The sequence below is a fragment of the Hyphococcus aureus genome (genome assembly GCF_042643165.1).
Classification (GTDB): Bacteria; Pseudomonadota; Alphaproteobacteria; order Caulobacterales; family Parvularculaceae; genus Hyphococcus; species Hyphococcus aureus.
The window spans coordinates 563,450-580,513 of record NZ_JBHRSH010000002.1; the positions used below are offsets into that span (position 1 = coordinate 563,450).

Sequence of the window (17,064 nt, forward strand, 5' to 3'; positions counted from 1 at the left end):
CTCAAGTGCATAATGTCCAGCTTACTTTACATTTTGGTTCGATCCCCGGCCCCTGACCGCCTTATTTTCCACAGGGTGGTCAGCCCCGCCCGGGCCCGGCGCAAGTTGCGCGTTTTTGCTGCGCCGAAGGATGCTTGCCGGGGCCCGTCCGCGCCGATAGAAGCGCCATCCATGCAAGTTATCTCCACCACAGACGAATTGGCCCGGTTTTCCAAGGCGCTCCGCGAACAGCCCTTTGTCGCGGTCGACACAGAATTCATGCGGGAAAAGACCTATTGGCCGATCCTCTGCCTCATTCAGGCGGCGGGCGAAGGCGAGGAGGCGATCATCGACCCGCTCGCCGACAAGCTGGATCTCTCCCCTTTTCTGGACTTGATGACCGATAAAAAGGTGGTGAAGGTCTTTCACGCTGCGCGTCAGGACCTTGAGATTTTCTACCGCCTCATTGGCGATGTGCCGGCGCCTCTGTTTGATACACAGATCGCGGCCATGGCCTGCGGCTTTGGCGACCAGATCGGCTATGAGCCGCTCATGCGCACGCTGTTGAAAGCCAAGATCGACAAGGGGTCGCGCTTCACCGACTGGGCGCGCCGTCCGCTCACCGATGCGCAGCTCACCTATGCGCTCTCCGACGTCACGCATCTGCGCGACGCCTTCCCGCTCCTGACCGACACCCTTGAAAAGCGCGAGCGGCGCAAATGGGTCGAGGAAGAAATGGAGGCGTTGAACGATGGCGGTCTTTACCATGTTCAGCCCGAGAGCGCCTGGAAGCGGTTGAAACTGCGCGGCGTGCGCCCGAAAGAAATCGGCGTCGTCATGAAGCTCGCGGAATGGCGCGAGCAGGAGGCGCAAACCAAAGACACGCCCCGGAGCCGCGTCTTGAAAGACGAGTCCATTTTCGAACTCGCCCGGCTTCAACCCGGCGACGCAAAATCCCTCGCCCGCGCCCGGTCGATCCCTTCAGGATTTGAACGCTCCAAGTCCGGCTCGGCCATCCTGAAGGCAATCAAGGAAGGGACGGAAATCCCCCGCGATAACCTGCCGGCGATCGAAAAGGTCGAAAAGGAAAAGGCGCCGGCAGATGTGGTGGACCTGTTGAAGGTGCTCCTGAAGCGTCAATGCGAGGCCTTTCACGTCGCGCCGAAGCTGATCGCGTCGAGCGCCGATATCGAGGCCATCGCGCTTGATGATGAGGCTGACGTCCCCGCCCTTCATGGCTGGCGCCGCGATGTCTATGGCGAGGCGGCGCTGCGTCTCAAACGCGGCGAAATCGCCTTGAAGCTGAAAAAAGACGCCGTCGAAATTATCGAGTCTTAGAGGCGATGCGTCACCCTCGCCCTTGCGCGCCCTGCGAAGACGCGCATGATTAAGGCCATGAGTGATTTCGAATTAGCCCGGCTTGAAAAATTCGGCGCCGCGCCGGTCTTTATCTTCTGCGACCATGGATCAAACGCCATGCCGGCCTCGCTCAATTGCCTGGGGCTGCCGGAGGATATTCTCAAAACTCACATCGCCTGGGATATCGGCGCCGGCGCGCTGGCCGCAGGGCTTGCGCAGCGCCTTCAGGGAACGCTGTTTCGCTGCGAATTTTCTCGCCTGATCATAGACCCCAATCGCACCCTCTCGGCTGAGGGGCTGATCCCGCACACAAGCGATCAGATTCCGATCCCCGGCAATCAGATGTTAAGCGAAGCTGACCGCGAGGCCCGGATCAATCAGTTCCATGTTCCGTATCATGACCTTCTGGATGCCGCCCTCGACGATATCATCGCGACCTCTGGCGCGCCCTTCGTCATTTCGGTCCACAGCTTCACCAATCGCCTAATGGGCGCCGCTGAAGACCGCCCATGGGCGCTCGGCCTTCTCTGGCGCGAGGATGAGCTATCCGCGCGCGGAATGATCAGACATCTTGAAACGGAGACGGATTGGCGCATCGGCGACAATGAGCCTTATGACGCGCGCGAGTTCAATTATTCCGTTGACCGCCATATCGGACCCCGGTCACTATCCCATATCACTCTCGAGGCGCGTCAGGATTTGATTTCGGACAATGATGGCGTCGCCGCAATGGCGGATATTCTGAGCGCGGGAGTGCGCAAGATCGTCTCATAGTCCGAGGCGACATGAACGAACGGGAGATCGGCTCATGCTGCCTGCGCTGACATTGGGAGTGGAAGAGGAATATCTCCTCATCGATCCGGACACACGCGATCTCGTTCCGGAGCCCTCTCCCGATTTTATGAAAGACTGCAAAGACCGGCTCGGCGAGCGCGTCACGCCGGAATTTCTCAAATGTCAGGTGGAGATCGGCACCCCAGTCTGCGCAGACATTAAGGAAGCGCGCCATCACCTGACGGCCTTGCGGTCCGCGATCATCAACACCGCCGAAAAACATGGCATGAAGCTGATGGCGGCCTCGACCCATCCCTTCGCGCAATGGGGCCGGCAGAAACACACCGCCGCGCCGCGCTATGACCTGCTCGATGCTGATATGGGCGGCGCGATCCGCCGGATGCTGATTTGCGGCATGCATGTTCACGCCGGCGTCGAGGACAAGGAGCTGCGCATCGACCTCCTCAACCAGACACGCTATTTCCTGCCCCACCTGCTCGCACTGTCGACATCGTCGCCCTTCTGGGGCGGTCATGACATGCAGATGCGCTGTTCCCGGCTTGGCATATTCGACTCCATGCCGCGCACCGGCATTCCCGACCGTTATGAAAGCTGGTCGGAATATGAACGCATGATCGAGCGCCTAGTGCATGCGGGCGTCATGGAGGATTCCAGCAAACTCTGGTGGGATATGCGGCCGAGCGCGCGCTTTCCGACGCTTGAAATGCGCATCACTGATGTCTGCACACGCCTTGAAGACGCGCTCTGCATTGCGGCGTTTTATCAATCTATCCTGCGCATGCTCGCGCGCATCAAACAGAAAAACATGCGCTGGCGGATTTATCCGCGCATCATGCTCGAAGAAAACCGCTGGCGCGCACAGCGCTATGGCTGCACCAAAAGCATGATTGATCTTGGCCGCGGCGAATGCCTGCCCTTCGGCTCCCTGATTGAAGAGATGCTCGAAATTATCGAGGAAGGCGCGGTCGCGCTTGGCTGCCTCAAGGAAGTGCAGCATGCGCGAACCATCCTGAAGCGCGGGACCAGCGCCTGCCGTCAGGTGGAGATGTTCGCCAAATCCCGCGCCGACGGCGCAGATGACGCCGAGGCCCTGATCAAGGTTGTGGACATGCTGGTCGAGGAAACTGCGGCGGACCTGCCCGACGCAGCCTGAAACGCCGAAAAAGCTGAAGAAAAATAATCGGCTGGCGGCCCTTGCGAGGCCCGCCCGGCTTCGCTATACCCCGCTCTCCCGTTCGCGGGGCGCGCCGATCGCGCCCATAACGCTGCGGGAGACAGCAACTCTCGACAGAGTTTTGCGAAGTTGGCGCGGGGTGGAGCAGCCCGGTAGCTCGTCAGGCTCATAACCTGAAGGTCAGAGGTTCAAATCCTCTCCCCGCACCCAATTTCTTCGAGACGACTTCGCCTGCAGCGCCAAATCCGCGAGCACACCTTCGCGCAAACCCCGGTCGGCGACGCGGATTCGCGTCGCGGGCCATTCGGCCTGAAGCGCTTCGAGAATGGCGCAACCCGACACAACAAGGTCTGCTCGCTCTTCACCAATGCACGGCTCGCGCGCGCGTTCGGAAAAGTTCATCGCACATAATTTCGACGTCACTGTTTTGGCGTCGCGGATGGAAAGCCAGAGCCCGTCCACCCGGTCGCGGCGATAGCGCGCAAGACCGAGATGCACGCCGGCGATAGACGTCACCGTGCCTGAGGTGCCCAGAAGATGCGCCGCGTCACGCGCGAAAATCTCCTTCATGCCGGCGGGGTCACCGATTTGCGCCACGGATTTGCGCACATCCGCCACCACCGCGGCGTATGTCTCCTCGCTCATCTCATGCCCACCCCATTTCTCCGCAATAGAGACGACGCCGAAAGGCAAGGACGTCCACGCCGCAATCTCCGCGCCGCCATTCTTGCGCCGTACCCAGGACAATTCCGTCGAGCCGCCGCCAATATCGAAAACAAGTCCCGCTTCGGCGTCCTGATCAAGCAGATCGGCGCAACCGGCGACCGCGAGCCGGGCCTCCTCTTCCGTTGTTATGATGTCGAATTTGAGCCCGGTTTCCCGCGCTACCGCATCAAGAAACTCAGGGCCGTTTGCAGCGCCACGGCAGGCTTGCGTCGCTATGCAGCGCATATGCGACACGCTGCGCCGGTTGACCTTATCCGCGCAGACCTTCAGGGCGCCGATGGTGCGTTCCATCGCCTCTTCGGACAAGACACCGCTTTGCGACAATCCTTCCCCGAGTCGCACGATGCGGGAGAAGGCGTCGACAATGCGAAAACCGCTCCGGTGAGGCGACGCGATTAACAGGCGGCAGTTATTTGTGCCGAGATCGAGCGCCGCAAGCCGTAAAGGCCGCCGCCGACGGCCCTGCGATGAAGCTTTCTTTTCTGTGGATTTTGTAGGAGGTCTGGTCTTGCGGTCTTTACGGTTTTCACCGCCCGCGCGCCCCCCGCGCTTACTGTCACTCATCATTCGCGTCCTCGCTGGAGCCGTCATCCGGCTCTGATGTTGACGTGAATGGTAGTCGGCGCCGTGCTGTGCGGCAAGCATGGATGGAACAGCCCGCCCGGGCCCGCCGCAGCAACAGCCCGGCAGGGCTACAGGATCATGAACAGGCAAGCCGGGGCGGGTTTCGCCTCACACTGCGCCGCCGTTTTCGCCGCGGCAGGCTCATACCCAATAGCGATAGCCAGTGCGATGAACGCCGCTCCCGCCAGCGCAATCATCACGATCCCTTTCGCAATTATCGCAAAAAAAGTCATGTCTCTCTCCTTGTCCGTGCAATGAGAATGCACGTTCCCCGTATCCGCCCGCAGCGCGGGCATCCCTCTTGGTCGTTCGTAATGCTGTTTTGGTTCAGGCGCCGCGTTCGAGGTCGCGGAACGCTTTTCTTAATCCGTACTCGCTTGACGTCACCGCATATTCCAGATCTGCGATGCGCGCATCAAGCGCCCGGAACCGGTGTTTCAACTCCGAGAAGGTCGCCTTTGGCCGTGTGGAAAAAGTGCGCCAGAAGCGTTCCGCCTCTTCATCTCGAAAATCTGTTTGCGGCGGCAAATCCGTATCGGCTTTCATGAACACCGCCGCAGCGAGATAAGCGATCGCCGGCATGGGAAAGAAGAATATGGTTGCGAGGATTGAAATGATCCGCACCCATTTCAGATTCCATCCGAAATACTCGGCGAAGCCAGCGCACACGCCCGCAATCTTTCCGCGCCGCGTATTCCTCCGTAGACGGTGGAAATTCGGGCCCGGCCCCGGCTGACCGGCGCGATAGGCGTAGCTGTCACGATCGCGCCAGTGATGATGGTGGTGATGATGCTCAGGCATGGGGCCGCTCCGGATAATCTTTGCGCCAGTCCGGCGCTTCCTTGTCGAGGATGGTCTCCAGGGCGTCCACGCGGCGCTCAAGGCGCTGCGCAGTCTTCCAGAGGTCATCCACAAGCCGCTCATCGTCGGTGGAGATCGACTTCGTCTTTCTCAGCTCCGCCTGGTAGTGCATGAACACCGCAGGACAAGCGACAAAGATGATCGCTACGATCGCGACTGCCATAAATCCATCTTCCATGGGATATGCCCCTTTGCCCTTGCCTTAATTTTGCCCTGATGTGGAGGTGCGGTTTGCGACCCTCTTTTTCAAGGCTTCGAGTTCGGCATTCACCGCATCCTCGGCCTCAAGCTCAGCAAATTCATGCTCCAGCGTGCGCGGACGGCCAAGCGCCCAGCTTTCAGCTTCCGCCTCCAGCTCATCAATTCGGCGCTCATAACGGTCGAATTTGGCCAGCGCTTCTTCAATACGGCCGTCATTGACCTGGCGGCTAATGCGGACGCTGTCCGATGCGGCATGGCGGCGAATTTCGAGCGAGCGCTGCTTGGCGCGCGCCTCTTTCAGCTTGGCCTGAAGCCTCGAGAGATCGTCATTCGTCTTGTCGACGGTGCCGTCGATGGCTTTCAATTCGCCATCCAGCAGACCGATCATCTCTTCGGCCTTGCGTTTGGCCGCCACCGCGCCGCGGGCGAGATCGTCACGCCCCTTGGCGATGGCCAATTCGGCCTTGGACTCCCACTCAACGGAGCGACGGACAAACTCGTCTTTCTTGCGAGTAACTTCCTTGCGGTCCGCCAGCGCCCGGGCCGCATTGGAGCGGACCTCAACGAGGGTGTCTTCCATCTCCTGAATGATCAGGCGCACGACCTTCTCCGGGTCTTCCGCCTTATCGAGCATGGAATTGATATTGGAATTGACGATGTCGCTCAGTCGGGAAAAAACGCCCATGGATAGAACTCCTAAAAAATGATGCCGCCGAGGATGAAACCGAGGAAGAACGCGCCCCAGGCAAAGCCGGCGCGACCGCGAAACGCGGTATGCATGCGCTGCTCCCAATCTCGGTCTTCGTATCTTGAGTATCGGCTCATGTTGATCTCCTCAGCGTTTGGGTTGTTGATTAACCCCGTCTGCCTCTTCTATTGCGAAAGCCGTGCCAACTTTGGACAGATCACATATCCAATTGATATTGTTGAATATTATTCCATTTCGTCCGCACGGTTGAAATTTTTATAGGCTAAAATCACCGCTATTTTGGTATTATTTACCCATATGATGTGGTATTTATTACCTATGGCGTCACAACCCACCCCCCCGGATCTTATCGGCCAATCCCGCGCCTTTCTGGACGCGCTCGATCACGCCTCGCGCATTGCCAGAGTCGACCGCCCAGTGCTGGTGATGGGCGAGCGAGGCTCTGGCAAGGAGCTTTTAGCGGCGCGCATCCACTTTCTCTCCGGGCGGTGGGACGGACCGCTGGTGAAGGTCAACTGTGCGGCGATGAATGAAACCCTGCTTGAAAGCGAGCTTTTCGGGCACGAGGCCGGCGCCTTTACCGGCGCCGCCAAACGCCATCAGGGCCGGTTTGAACGCGCCGAAAGCGGCACCCTCTTTCTGGATGAAATCTCGTCAGCCTCATTACGGGTTCAGGAAAAGCTCCTGCGCGTCATTGAATATGGAGAATATGAACGTATCGGGGACGAGAAGACGCGCCAGGCCGATGTCAGGATCGTCGCCGCCGCAAATGTGGACTTGCGGAAGAAAGCTGAAGAAGGCGAGTTCCGGGCCGATCTCCTCGACCGCCTCGCCTTTGACGTTGTGGCGGCGCCGCCGCTGAGAAAACGCCAGGATGACATCATGTTGCTGGCGGCGCATTTCGCCAGCGCTGTCGCGGCGGAACTGGACATCACCTTCCCTGGATTTTCACCAGAAGCGGCAGCCGCATTGAAAAAACATGACTGGCCGGGAAATGTCCGTGAACTGAAGAATGCTGCAGAACGCGCCGTCTTTCACTGGGCTGAACTCGACGGCGAGGGCCCTGTCGATAATATCGTGCTTGATCCATTCGAAGCGGCGTTTGGCCCCCTTGCAGACCTTCATTCTGAACCGCCCTATACGGCGCCCGCAAAGCCGGAGTCGGTATCCGCTCCCGGCATGCGGTATGATTTGCGCGCGCATTTGAACGAGATCGAAAAAAGGCTCGTCTCAGAGGCGCTTGCAGCGCACGGAGAAAGCCAGAAACAGGCTGCTGACGCGCTTAGCCTCACCTATGATCAGATACGCGGCCTCGTCAGAAAACACGACCTAACCTAAATAGCTGCCCTAGCCTTTAGCGGGCGGATCATCGCGGAACCAGCCGGTGACAGCGCGGCGTATGCCGCCGGCGAAACTCGAGACCTGCGTCACCGTGTGCAGATATTTGATATCGAAAATGGTGAGAACATTATAGCGGGGCAGATAGCCCTCCGTGATGTCCTGTCTTTCATTCAGGAATAACAAAAGCCCGCCCCAGTCAGGCTGCCAGCTTTTTGTCATACCGAGCACATAGGCGGCGCGGCGCTCCCGGTCATCGCCATAATCGAGATGACGGGTCAAAAAATGCGATGGGCTGTAAGCAGTCGCATGGGCGTCCGCTTTGGTAATACGCTCAACGCCAGTAACCCGACGGCCAAGGCCGAGCCAGTCCGGACTATTCACGAACTCTGTTATGGTATGGATCGGGTGGCCCTGATCCCAACCCTTCATGTAAGCCTCGATCAACGGATAGGTATGATAGAAAAAACCGCGGTTCTCCCGTGCGCGCAGCATGATGTCCCGGAACAACGCATCGCGCTGATCTTTCGGCATCGCCGCAAGTTCGCTTTGCGTGAAATGCACGGGCCTGTCATTCGCATCGGTCGCGAGAACCCGCCAGTCCAACTTTCCTGACAATATCGAGTTCAGGGTTTCCGCAGACTCTGATGTGAGGATATCTGGAATCTGAACGATCCCCCGCCGGGCGTAGATCTCAGCATATTTCGCAAGATCAAGCGCCGGGTTAAGCCGCCATGTGTCCAATGTAATCGCCATAAGCGATGCCTAACCGAAATTCGTATTTCCGCCTAGACGCCCCGGCGCCGCATATCAGCGCGCAATCAGGTTAGAATTGACCTTTGGTGATGACTGTATCGCTCGCCAGCACCGTCGCCGGATCTATCGGAGGCTTGCCGTCGGCGCGCTGATAATAGGGCGTGAAATCGCAATCGCAGATTTCAAAAAGCTGATCAAAACTGTCGATCACAAAATAGGTCTTCTGGAAATCGTCGACCATGTAAGCGGTGTTCAACACCCGCTCGAGATCAAAGGCGACACGGTTCGGCTTCGGGTTCTCCACCGAAAAAATCGTCTCATCCTTCGATGACAGCATCCCGGCGCCGAACGCGCGAAGACCGTCTTTGGTATTGATTAGGCCAAATTCGACAATGTACCAGTACAGCCGCGCCAGCATTTTCTGCGCGCCATGCTCAATTGCCTTGGGGCCGCCGAGCCCGTATTTGCGCATATATTCTGCAAACACAGGGTTAGAAAGCAGCGGCACATGACCGAAGAAGTCGTGGAAAATGTCCGGCTCCACAAGATAATCAAGCTCGTGCTCACCGCGCATCCACCACGCCACGGGAAAGCGACAATTGGCGAGGTGATCGAAAAAGACGTCGTCGGGAATGAGACCGGGCACAGCGACAAGCTGCCAGCCGGTGGCGTCGCCCAGCACTTTGTTGGCTTCGTCGAGCCGGGGGATGGCGTCGCCGGCGTTCAGCTTTTCAAGACCACTGATAAATTCGTGAGCCGCATAGCCGGGCAGCAGCTTTTTCTGGCGATCATAAAGAAAGCGCCAACGCGCCTGCTCGGCCTCCGTATACCGCTCATAAGGCTGCGCCACAGTGTAGTCTTCGCGCATATGCTCGTAATCGCCGCGCAGCGCATGGCTGGTGTTCGCAGCGAAGGGGTTTTTCGGCGCCGTTGCGGCGGATGCGTTCATATCGCTCATAGGTTGTACTATGGGGATTTTGGATGAAATTTCTTGCCAGACTTCATGGAAAATAAGCGAAATTTGGTATATTTTCTCGAAAACATCCCATAACTTCGGAAATCTTCCTGTGATTGATGAAACTGACAAGAAAATCCTGATGCTGCTACAGGAGAATGGGCGGCTCACCAACGCCGAAATCGCCGACCAGGTCGGCCTGTCGGTGTCCGCCGCCCACCGCAGGGTGAAGCAGCTTGAGGCCTCAGGGGTCATCAAGGGATATGGCGCCAAAGTGGACCGGGCTGAGGCCGGGCTCACCGTGCTCGCCTATGTTTTCATCAAGCTCGACTCGCACGCGGAAGACCATCTCTCCGCCTTCGAGAAACAGATAAAACAGATGGACGAAGTGGTCTCTTGCTCCGCCGTGTCGGGAGGCGGCGATTACATTTTACAAGTCGTCGCACAAGACATGGACCGCTTCGCAGAAGTGGCGCTCAAAAAGCTTGTGCGCCTTCCGGGCGTAAAGGACTCCTCGTCCCACTTCGTTCTCTCCACAATGAAGGAAGCCGCCGGTTGGCCGCTATCCGCCTAGGGCGAGACGAATAGCGGCCGCCGGATTGCGTCAGGCCAGCACTAAGACCAGTGCTAGGCTTTTGGGCGTAGAAAAGCCTGACGCTGTGCAAAAAGCGACAGTTCGGCGCTCGTAAGCGCACCGTTCGCATTGAGGTCCGAAGAAGCGAAAATCGCGTTCTGCAAACCCAAATACTCCCCCTGCTGCATTTTGCCGTCTTCGCCTGCAAAGGCGTAGAAGGTGTGGCGGGCGACGGCGTCGATGCGTGTCTGCTCTGCATCGCCAAGCGCCAGCGGCGCCGCGATAGGCAGCGCGATGGTTTTCACGCCTGCTTCGTCTTCCACCGATATAAATCCGTTGAGATTGGCGAGCTCCGCCGTGACCACGGTCATGGCCGCGAACTCGTTCACATCGAGAGCCTCATCGCCATTGCGATCAGCGCGAACAAAGGTGGATTGCGCGTGTGCCGCAGCCTCTGAGCGGGACAGAGCCTTCAGGGCGCCATCATCATAGGCGCCGCCCGGCTTTAGCCCCGCATAAGAAGCGGCGGCGACAGCGACGCTCGCGAAAGCGGCGGTGACGGCATTCATGAAGATCGTGGCGGGCATATCGTCCTCTCCTTGTCTCTCATCATCACGATGGGCGCGGACAGGGGCCGATCTTCGGAGAAATTAAGGATTTATGCGGGCGAGCCCGCACGCTCTTTGGCGGGAATGGGGCGATTGAGGCCAAAACCGGGCGTTTTCAACCGGGGGCTGCAGCGCCGGGGGCCCGCTCTATTCCGCAGGCTGGACAGCCTTGTCCATTTCGGACGGTTCGTGAGCCGGTGCGTCACCATGAACGCGCGTCCACCGCTCCTTGATCATTTTTGACGTGAGGCGCGATCCGTCAGGCGACCATCCCGGCGGACCGAATGTATAGCCGGCGACTTCCTTCAGGGACTTCGCTTTGGAGACGTCCTTGGCGATGCCGATCCATTCATGAAAGGAGATCACCAGCGGATTGTAGGTTCCAAGATTCTTGATGATGCCGTAGCGCGGCTTTTCCGCATCGTCTTCAGGGATGAAGGTTCCAAACATCCGGTCCCAGATGATCAGGATGCCGGCGTAATTGGCGTCGAGATATTTCGGATTGGTGGCGTGATGCACCCGGTGATGACTCGGCGTATTGAAAACCCATTCGAAGGGACCCATGCGTCCGATCAGCTCCGTGTGAATCCAGAACTGATAAAGAAGACTGATTGCGCCGGCAAAGGCGACCATCGCCGGGTGAAAGCCAATAAACACCAGCGGCGTTTTGAAGAGAAGCGATCCCAGAATATTGCCGGTCCAGGTTTGGCGCAGCGCCGTCGTCAGATTGTAATGCTGTGACGAGTGATGGATCACATGGCTAGCCCAGAACCAGCGCCGCTCATGGCTGATCCGGTGCCACCAGTAATAACGAAAATCATCCAGCGTCACGCAGAGGATCACCGCCCACCAGGTGTTCGGAATCGTCGTGAGCCGAAATTCATAGGCGGCGACGAATACGGCGCCGATGACGAACACCCCGCCAAAAAGCGGTGCGATCTGGCTGCCGAACCCCATCATCAAGCTCGCAGCCGAATCCTTCGCCTCGTAGCGGCCACGCTTCATGAGCTTCGCTGCAACGATCTCAAGCAGGACGAGGACGAGAAACGCGGGAACCGCGTAGGCGATGATATCCGGAAACTCCATGCGCCCTATTTACCCTTGGCCGGGCTCAGTTTGCGAGCCCATTCTGCAGCGCCCTCCGCCGCGATCACGAGCTTTCGGGAGCCCGGATCATTGGGCAGGACGACCAGCGCCCCATCCGCCGCCTCAGCCCGCACAGCCGCCGCCGGAAAGCGCCGCGTGACAAGGTCGAGCCCCAGGCGGGACACGAGGGCGATGTCGCCGCTGTTTCCCTCGGCGATGGCGGCCCGCCCTTCCCGATCGATAAGCCATCGCAGGGGGCGAAAATCCGGCTCGTCAAAGGCAAGCCGCTCCGACGCTGTCTCCTCGGTCACCGCCGGCCCCGGCGCCCGAAAGAACACCCAGGCGACCGCCACCATGAAGACAATCGCCCCGAGCGAAACAAGACTGTCGATAAGAAGATTGCCCGTCATGGCTGGCTTTGCTCTTGGTGGCTTTCAATCGGCGCCGCTCCCATATGGTGAGCAGTATGATCGGCAAAATGAACGCCAAAGAAATAAGGCCAGATGAACAGCGCCAGAAGCCCCTTCCAAAAACCCAGCTTCAGGAAACCGATGGAAAAGAGCCAGCCGATAAACCAGATCATGCCCAGCCCTGAATGCTGCTCGATTTTCACGGATCTATCCATTGTTAGCTCCCATCTGACACCGCACAGGCTAATTACAGCTTAGTGCATTTCGATTGATATGAATCAATCTCACTCGCTGCAGGGAATGCGGGTTGCGGCGAGCTTGAACGTCTTAACCCATTCGCCATCCTCGCCCAGCGTATAAGCGATGCGCGCCCAATGGTCGGGGTCCGTGACCTCAAATTCAGCCCGGAAATCCGGCCGCTCGGGATAGACCTGCCACATGGTGAGGACGCCATCGATGACTTTGGCGCGAAGGTCCTGCACCTGATGCGCGCCGGTCGCGACCCACATCATGTCCCACTCCTCCGCTTCCGGATCATACATGCGCACATTGATGCCGCGCGGACTGTCGGCCTGCTGGGCCGGGTCAGGATGAAACCACTCGTCGACGATCGCCATGCCGCCAAGGCCGTAATAGCCGTTCCAGCGGGCCGTGACGCCCGGCTGTGGCGGCGACCACTTGTCTCCCTGCCACGCATGAAGCGTAATTTTGTAATCGCCGATCAGAAAGCCGAATTGCGAAAGCTCGGCAGGGGCGGACGCATGAGGCTCGCCATATTCACAGCGTTCCGGCGGCGCCACTTCCTGCGCCATTGCGCTTGACGTGACCAAGAGCGCTGCAAGTCTTGTCAAAACTTTCCGCATGCTGTTTCCTCCACCCCTCTGTTGCCGGTCGTCCCAACCGCGCCGGCGTTTTCATTTTATTCCGTTTTTTCCAGAAGCGCTTTCAGATAGGGCGCCCAGATTTTTGCAATCGTATGCGTGCCATGGCCGCGCGTTTCATCCGTAATCGGCAAGACAATGGCTTCGCCGTGCTGAACTTTCTCAATTTCCGTTTCGAGAATGTTGAGTTCCGGCGGGTTAATGAGGTCGTCTGCTGAATTGACGGCGACCAGCGGCGCCTTGATTTTTTTCAAGTGCGGCGCAGGGTTGTAGTTCCTCGATGCGTCAAATGCATAGATCGCATCATTGGGTTCGAGATAGGCGAGCATCCGCTCGACACCAGATTGAAGCAAGGCTTCCGAGGTTTCCCGCGTCGGCGCTTCTTTTTGCATCTGCAAAGGGCTCGATCCCATCAGCATGATCACATAGCTCGCCGCGGTCAGGCCCTCGACGGGCTTTTCATCATAGTCTCCGCCGTTCCATTCCGGATCGTCCATGATGGCGTCCATGAACATCTTGCGCATCATCCGGTTGCGCCCCGCAATCTCGACAGGAAGGCTCGCCAGCGGCATCGCCGCATCCATGAAATCCGGATACATGTAGGCCCACACCCATGTATGCATGCCGCCCATAGAGGTGCCCATGACGAGCCGCAAATGATCGACGCCCAACCCTTCGGTCAAAAGCGTGTGCTGGGCGCGAACCATGTCGTCATAATCATATTTCGGAAAGTCCATCCCCATACCGTCGGAGGGCTTTGACGAGTCACCATGCCCAATCCCGTCCGGCAGGATGATAAAATACTTCTCTGCGTCGAGAAGACCGTCTTTCTTGAACAGATAGTCCGCAAAGGATGGCCGCAGGAGGCTGGCGCCGGAACCGGTTGTGCCATGCATAGCCAGCACAGCGTTTGTTGCGCGCCCCGACGCATCGCGGCGAAGGGTCCCTACCGTGCGGTAATGGATATTGAGATCCATGATCTCGCCAGATCCGAACGCAAAATCCTCGATCACAAAATCGCCTTCAACCGGCGCGGTATACACCTCTTGCGCAAGAGCGGCGGACAACGCCGAGAACACCATGACGATAGAGACAAAAATGAATGAACGAATATGCATGAGCCCTCCTGTGCATAGGGGGAGCATAGCCCAGCCCGTGCTGATGGTCACGGTACAGGCCTGAAACGCAAAACGGCGCGCCCCGAAGAGCGCGCCGTTTCTCAATTCCAGCTTTTAGGCGGCTTAGCCGACCAGTTCGTCTTTCGAGAAGAAGTACTCGATTTCCTGCGCGGCGGTATCCGGGCCGTCAGAGCCGTGAACGGAGTTTTCGCCGATGGAAAGCGCGAATTCCTTGCGGATCGTACCTTCAGCGGCTTCCGCCGGATTGGTGGCGCCCATGATTTCACGATTGCGCGCAATGGCGTTTTCGCCTTCGAGCACCTGTACGACCACCGGCTCTGACATCATAAACTCGACCAGCTCACCAAAGAACGGACGTTCTTTGTGCACGGCGTAAAACCCTTCCGCCTGGTCTTTGGACATGCGGATGCGCTTGGAAGCGACGACACGCAGGCCACCCTCTTCGAGCTTGGCGATGATCTTGCCGGTGATGTTCCGGCGCGTTGCGTCCGGCTTGATAATGGAGAAGGTGCGTTCAAGCGCCATGGGTCAGTCCTCAATTTGTTGTGGAAAATCCGATTTGGCGGGTTCCTAGCAATGCTTTTGCACTGCGGCAAGCCTTAAACGAAAAGGGCGGCGCAATGGCCGCCCTTCCCGCGAAATTAAAGCTTTTATGACGGCTTACGCCGCCTTGCCGTAAAGCTTGTCGCCCGATTTCGCCATGTCGCGGAATTTCTCCGGCGGGTTGAAGCGCGCACCATATTTCTGGGCGAGGCTTTCCGCTTTCCGGACGAAACTGTCGACGCCGATGGTATCGATATGGCTCATGGGACCGCCGGTCCAGGGCGCAAAGCCCCAGCCGAAAATGGCGCCGAGATCGGCGGATTGCGGATCATGCACGATACCTTCGGCGTAACACTGAGCGGCGGGAATAAGCTGAGCGTAAAGCAGGCGTTCTTTCGCCTCCTCAAGGCTTGGCTGTTCAGCCGCCGGAGGACATATTTCCGAAAGCCCCTGCCACAGATGCTTCTTGCCGCCTTCGGGATATTCATAGAATCCGCCGCCTGATTTGCGGCCCTTGCGGCCGAGGTCTTCGACGAATTTGACCAGGAGCTGATAGACGGGATCGCCCGACGCATCCTGACCCGTTTCTTTCGCTGTGGCGCGCGCGATACGCAAGCCAAGCTCCTGAGACGTTTCATCGGTCAGCGCCAGCGGCCCTACAGGCATGCCGAGAGATTTGGCGGCGTTCTCAATGAGCGCCGGCTTCACACCTTCGGCGACCATGCGCATGGCCTCATTCAGATAAGGCGGAACAACGCGGTTGGTGTAGAAGCCGCGAGTATCCTTCACGACAATCGGCGTTTTCTTGATCATGCGCACATAATCGAGCGCTGTCGCCAGTGATTTATCGCCGGACTTTTCGCCCGGAATAATTTCGACGAGCGGCATTTTGTCGACCGGCGAGAAGAAGTGGATGCCGATGAACTGATCGGGACGCTCGGAGTTTTTCGCAAGACCCGTGATCGGCAGGGTCGAGGTGTTGGAAGCGAAAATCACATCCTTGCCGATAACCGCTTCGGTTTTCTGGATGACGTCTTTTTTCACATCCGGGTCCTCGAACACCGCCTCAATGATCAGATCGACATCCTTGAGATCGTTGTAATCCGTTGTCGGGGTGATGCGGGCGAGGAGTTCGTCGCCTTTTTCTTTCGTAACTTTGCCGCGCGAGACGCCTTTTTCGACGATCTTTTCTGAGTAGCCCTTACCTTTCTGGGCATATTCCAGATCGCGATCCAGCAGCACGACTTGCGCGCCGCCTTTCGCCGTCACATAGGCGATGCCTGCGCCCATCATGCCTGCGCCGAGGACGCCGACTTTCTTCAGCTCCGACGGCGGCACGTCTTTCGGACGTTGTTCGCCTTTTTCCGCCGCCTGTTTGTTAATGAACAGGGTGCGGATCATGTTGCGCGTCTGCGCCGACGACAGAAGCTTCAGGAAATATTTCGACTCAATCCGGATCGCCGTGTCCATGGGCACGATCGAACCTTCATAGAGGCATGAAAGGATATACTGGATCGCCGGATAATTGTGGTTGGTCTCTTTCTGCGCCATGGCGTTGGCGCCGATGAAGAACTGCACCGCGCGCGGGTCCATGGCGCCGCCGCCGCCCGGAAACTTGAAGCCTTTCTTGTCCCAGGGTTGCGCGACTTTGGGATTGGCTTTGACCCATTCTTTCGCCTTCGCGACGACCTGATCGGCGGGAACGACTTCCTGCACGATGCCTTGCGCTTTCGCGGTGGCCGGATCGATGGGCTTGCCTTGCGTCGCCATCATTGCGGCGTTCTGAAGACCGGCGAGACGCGGCAGACGCTGCGTGCCCCCGGCTCCGGGGAGAAGACCAACCTGCACTTCAGGCACGCCAAGCTGAATTTTCGGATTATCCGCGACCACGCGATGATGACAGGCGAGAACGATCTCAAGCCCACCGCCAAGCGCAAGGCCGTTAACCGCCGCCGCAACCGGCTTGGCGAAAGCCTCACCCTTTTGCAGCGCTTTCACCGGCTTACCGCCAGTCTCCAGCTTGCGGAAAACGCTGTTCAGGTGAAACGCACTTTCAAACTGTTCTTTCTTCGAAGCAGATGCGCCACCGCCGACACCGCCGCCGCCAAGCATGTTGAGATCGGCGCCCGCCAGAAAGCCCGATGGCTTGCCTGACGTAATCACTGCGCCTTTGACATTCTCATCAGCAAGAAACGCGTCCACCCAATTGGAAAAATCCTGCATCAAATCGGCGTCCCATACATTCATGGACTTGCCGGGGACATCAATCGTAACGAGCGCAATGCCGTCGCTGTCGACGTCAACTTTCAGTGTTTTATAAGTCATGTTTTTCTACCCGTCCGAAAT

At 58.2% G+C, this 17,064-nt stretch carries 21 protein-coding genes and 1 tRNA gene; 6 read left to right on the top strand and 16 right to left on the bottom strand.

Annotation, left to right across the window (positions count from 1 at the left end; translation table 11 throughout):
• Nucleotides 1–171 precede the first annotated feature (171 nt).
• The 4 genes from rnd to ACFOOP_RS15705 all read left to right on the top strand — a co-directional run bounded on the left by rnd (nt 172) and on the right by ACFOOP_RS15705 (nt 3,517).
• Nucleotides 172–1,317 (top strand): ribonuclease D, encoded by a 1,146-nt coding sequence (rnd, locus tag ACFOOP_RS15690; RefSeq protein ID WP_379882075.1) that lies wholly within the window; start codon nt 172–174, stop codon nt 1,315–1,317.
• A gap of 57 nt (nt 1,318–1,374) precedes the next feature.
• A complete protein-coding gene (locus ACFOOP_RS15695; RefSeq protein ID WP_379882076.1) occupies nt 1,375–2,112 on the top strand; it encodes an N-formylglutamate amidohydrolase in 738 nt (245 codons plus the stop codon).
• Nucleotides 2,113–2,146: 34 nt separating this feature from the next.
• Nucleotides 2,147–3,286 (top strand): carboxylate-amine ligase, encoded by a 1,140-nt coding sequence (locus tag ACFOOP_RS15700; protein WP_379882077.1) that lies wholly within the window; start codon nt 2,147–2,149, stop codon nt 3,284–3,286.
• Between the two features lie 154 nt (nt 3,287–3,440).
• Nucleotides 3,441–3,517: transfer RNA gene (locus ACFOOP_RS15705), tRNA-Met, on the top strand.
• On the opposite strand, the gene ACFOOP_RS15710 is transcribed toward ACFOOP_RS15705, so the two are convergent.
• The 6 genes from ACFOOP_RS15710 to ACFOOP_RS15735 all read right to left on the bottom strand — a co-directional run bounded on the left by ACFOOP_RS15710 (nt 3,488) and on the right by ACFOOP_RS15735 (nt 6,544).
• Nucleotides 3,488–4,600 carry a Ppx/GppA phosphatase family protein gene (locus tag ACFOOP_RS15710; RefSeq protein WP_379882078.1) on the bottom strand — a complete coding sequence of 371 codons (1,113 nt, stop codon included), beginning with the start codon at nt 4,598–4,600 and terminating at the stop codon, nt 3,488–3,490. The two genes, ACFOOP_RS15705 and ACFOOP_RS15710, sit on opposite strands and share 30 nt — an antisense overlap.
• A 125-nt stretch (nt 4,601–4,725) precedes the next feature.
• Nucleotides 4,726–4,890, bottom strand: a complete 165-nt coding sequence (locus ACFOOP_RS15715) for a hypothetical protein (RefSeq protein ID WP_379882079.1) — start codon at nt 4,888–4,890, stop codon at nt 4,726–4,728.
• A gap of 94 nt (nt 4,891–4,984) precedes the next feature.
• Entirely contained in the window at nt 4,985–5,458 is a 474-nt protein-coding gene (pspC, locus tag ACFOOP_RS15720; protein WP_379882080.1) for an envelope stress response membrane protein PspC, read from the bottom strand.
• On the bottom strand, nt 5,451–5,696 hold the full coding sequence (gene pspB, locus ACFOOP_RS15725) for an envelope stress response membrane protein PspB (protein WP_379882081.1): 246 nt from the start codon (nt 5,694–5,696) through the stop codon (nt 5,451–5,453). Before pspB ends, pspC begins: the two co-directional genes overlap by 8 nt.
• Nucleotides 5,697–5,720: 24 nt before the next feature.
• Entirely contained in the window at nt 5,721–6,404 is a 684-nt protein-coding gene (gene pspA / locus ACFOOP_RS15730; protein WP_379882082.1) for a phage shock protein PspA, read from the bottom strand.
• Between the two features lie 11 nt (nt 6,405–6,415).
• Nucleotides 6,416–6,544 carry a hypothetical protein gene (locus ACFOOP_RS15735; RefSeq protein WP_379882083.1) on the bottom strand — a complete coding sequence of 43 codons (129 nt, stop codon included), beginning with the start codon at nt 6,542–6,544 and terminating at the stop codon, nt 6,416–6,418.
• A 202-nt stretch (nt 6,545–6,746) separates the two neighbouring features.
• Between ACFOOP_RS15735 and pspF the strand changes: the two genes are divergently transcribed.
• Complete coding sequence (gene pspF / locus ACFOOP_RS15740; protein WP_379882084.1) at nt 6,747–7,766, top strand: phage shock protein operon transcriptional activator; 1,020 nt, start codon at nt 6,747–6,749, stop codon at nt 7,764–7,766.
• 9 nt (nt 7,767–7,775) lie between these two features.
• Here the strand turns inward: pspF and ACFOOP_RS15745 are convergent, their stop codons facing one another.
• A complete protein-coding gene (locus ACFOOP_RS15745; RefSeq protein WP_379882085.1) occupies nt 7,776–8,522 on the bottom strand; it encodes a 2OG-Fe(II) oxygenase in 747 nt (248 codons plus the stop codon).
• A gap of 70 nt (nt 8,523–8,592) precedes the next feature.
• A complete protein-coding gene (gene phhA, locus ACFOOP_RS15750) occupies nt 8,593–9,471 on the bottom strand; it encodes a phenylalanine 4-monooxygenase (RefSeq protein ID WP_379882906.1) in 879 nt (292 codons plus the stop codon).
• 118 nt (nt 9,472–9,589) lie between these two features.
• On the opposite strand from phhA, the gene ACFOOP_RS15755 reads away from it, so the two are divergent.
• Nucleotides 9,590–10,051: an Lrp/AsnC family transcriptional regulator gene (locus ACFOOP_RS15755; RefSeq protein WP_379882086.1), complete on the top strand. Its 462-nt coding sequence runs from the start codon at nt 9,590–9,592 to the stop codon at nt 10,049–10,051.
• A 53-nt stretch (nt 10,052–10,104) separates the two neighbouring features.
• Here ACFOOP_RS15755 and ACFOOP_RS15760 read toward each other — a convergent pair whose 3' ends face one another.
• The 8 genes from ACFOOP_RS15760 to ACFOOP_RS15795 form a co-directional block, all read right to left on the bottom strand.
• Nucleotides 10,105–10,638: a hypothetical protein gene (locus ACFOOP_RS15760; RefSeq protein WP_379882087.1), complete on the bottom strand. Its 534-nt coding sequence runs from the start codon at nt 10,636–10,638 to the stop codon at nt 10,105–10,107.
• Between the two features lie 168 nt (nt 10,639–10,806).
• Entirely contained in the window at nt 10,807–11,745 is a 939-nt protein-coding gene (locus ACFOOP_RS15765; RefSeq protein ID WP_379882088.1) for a sterol desaturase family protein, read from the bottom strand.
• 5 nt (nt 11,746–11,750) lie between these two features.
• Nucleotides 11,751–12,155, bottom strand: a complete 405-nt coding sequence (locus ACFOOP_RS15770) for a hypothetical protein (protein WP_379882089.1) — start codon at nt 12,153–12,155, stop codon at nt 11,751–11,753.
• Entirely contained in the window at nt 12,152–12,358 is a 207-nt protein-coding gene (locus tag ACFOOP_RS15775) for a hypothetical protein (protein WP_379882090.1), read from the bottom strand. Before ACFOOP_RS15775 ends, ACFOOP_RS15770 begins: the two co-directional genes overlap by 4 nt.
• Before the next feature lie 81 nt (nt 12,359–12,439).
• Nucleotides 12,440–13,018 (bottom strand): hypothetical protein, encoded by a 579-nt coding sequence (locus tag ACFOOP_RS15780; RefSeq protein WP_379882091.1) that lies wholly within the window; start codon nt 13,016–13,018, stop codon nt 12,440–12,442.
• A gap of 56 nt (nt 13,019–13,074) precedes the next feature.
• Nucleotides 13,075–14,154, bottom strand: a complete 1,080-nt coding sequence (locus ACFOOP_RS15785) for an alpha/beta fold hydrolase (protein ID WP_379882092.1) — start codon at nt 14,152–14,154, stop codon at nt 13,075–13,077.
• 123 nt (nt 14,155–14,277) lie between these two features.
• Nucleotides 14,278–14,700 carry a nucleoside-diphosphate kinase gene (gene ndk / locus ACFOOP_RS15790; RefSeq protein ID WP_379882093.1) on the bottom strand — a complete coding sequence of 141 codons (423 nt, stop codon included), beginning with the start codon at nt 14,698–14,700 and terminating at the stop codon, nt 14,278–14,280.
• A gap of 135 nt (nt 14,701–14,835) precedes the next feature.
• Nucleotides 14,836–17,043: a 3-hydroxyacyl-CoA dehydrogenase NAD-binding domain-containing protein gene (locus ACFOOP_RS15795; protein ID WP_379882094.1), complete on the bottom strand. Its 2,208-nt coding sequence runs from the start codon at nt 17,041–17,043 to the stop codon at nt 14,836–14,838.
• Nucleotides 17,044–17,064 lie beyond the last annotated feature (21 nt).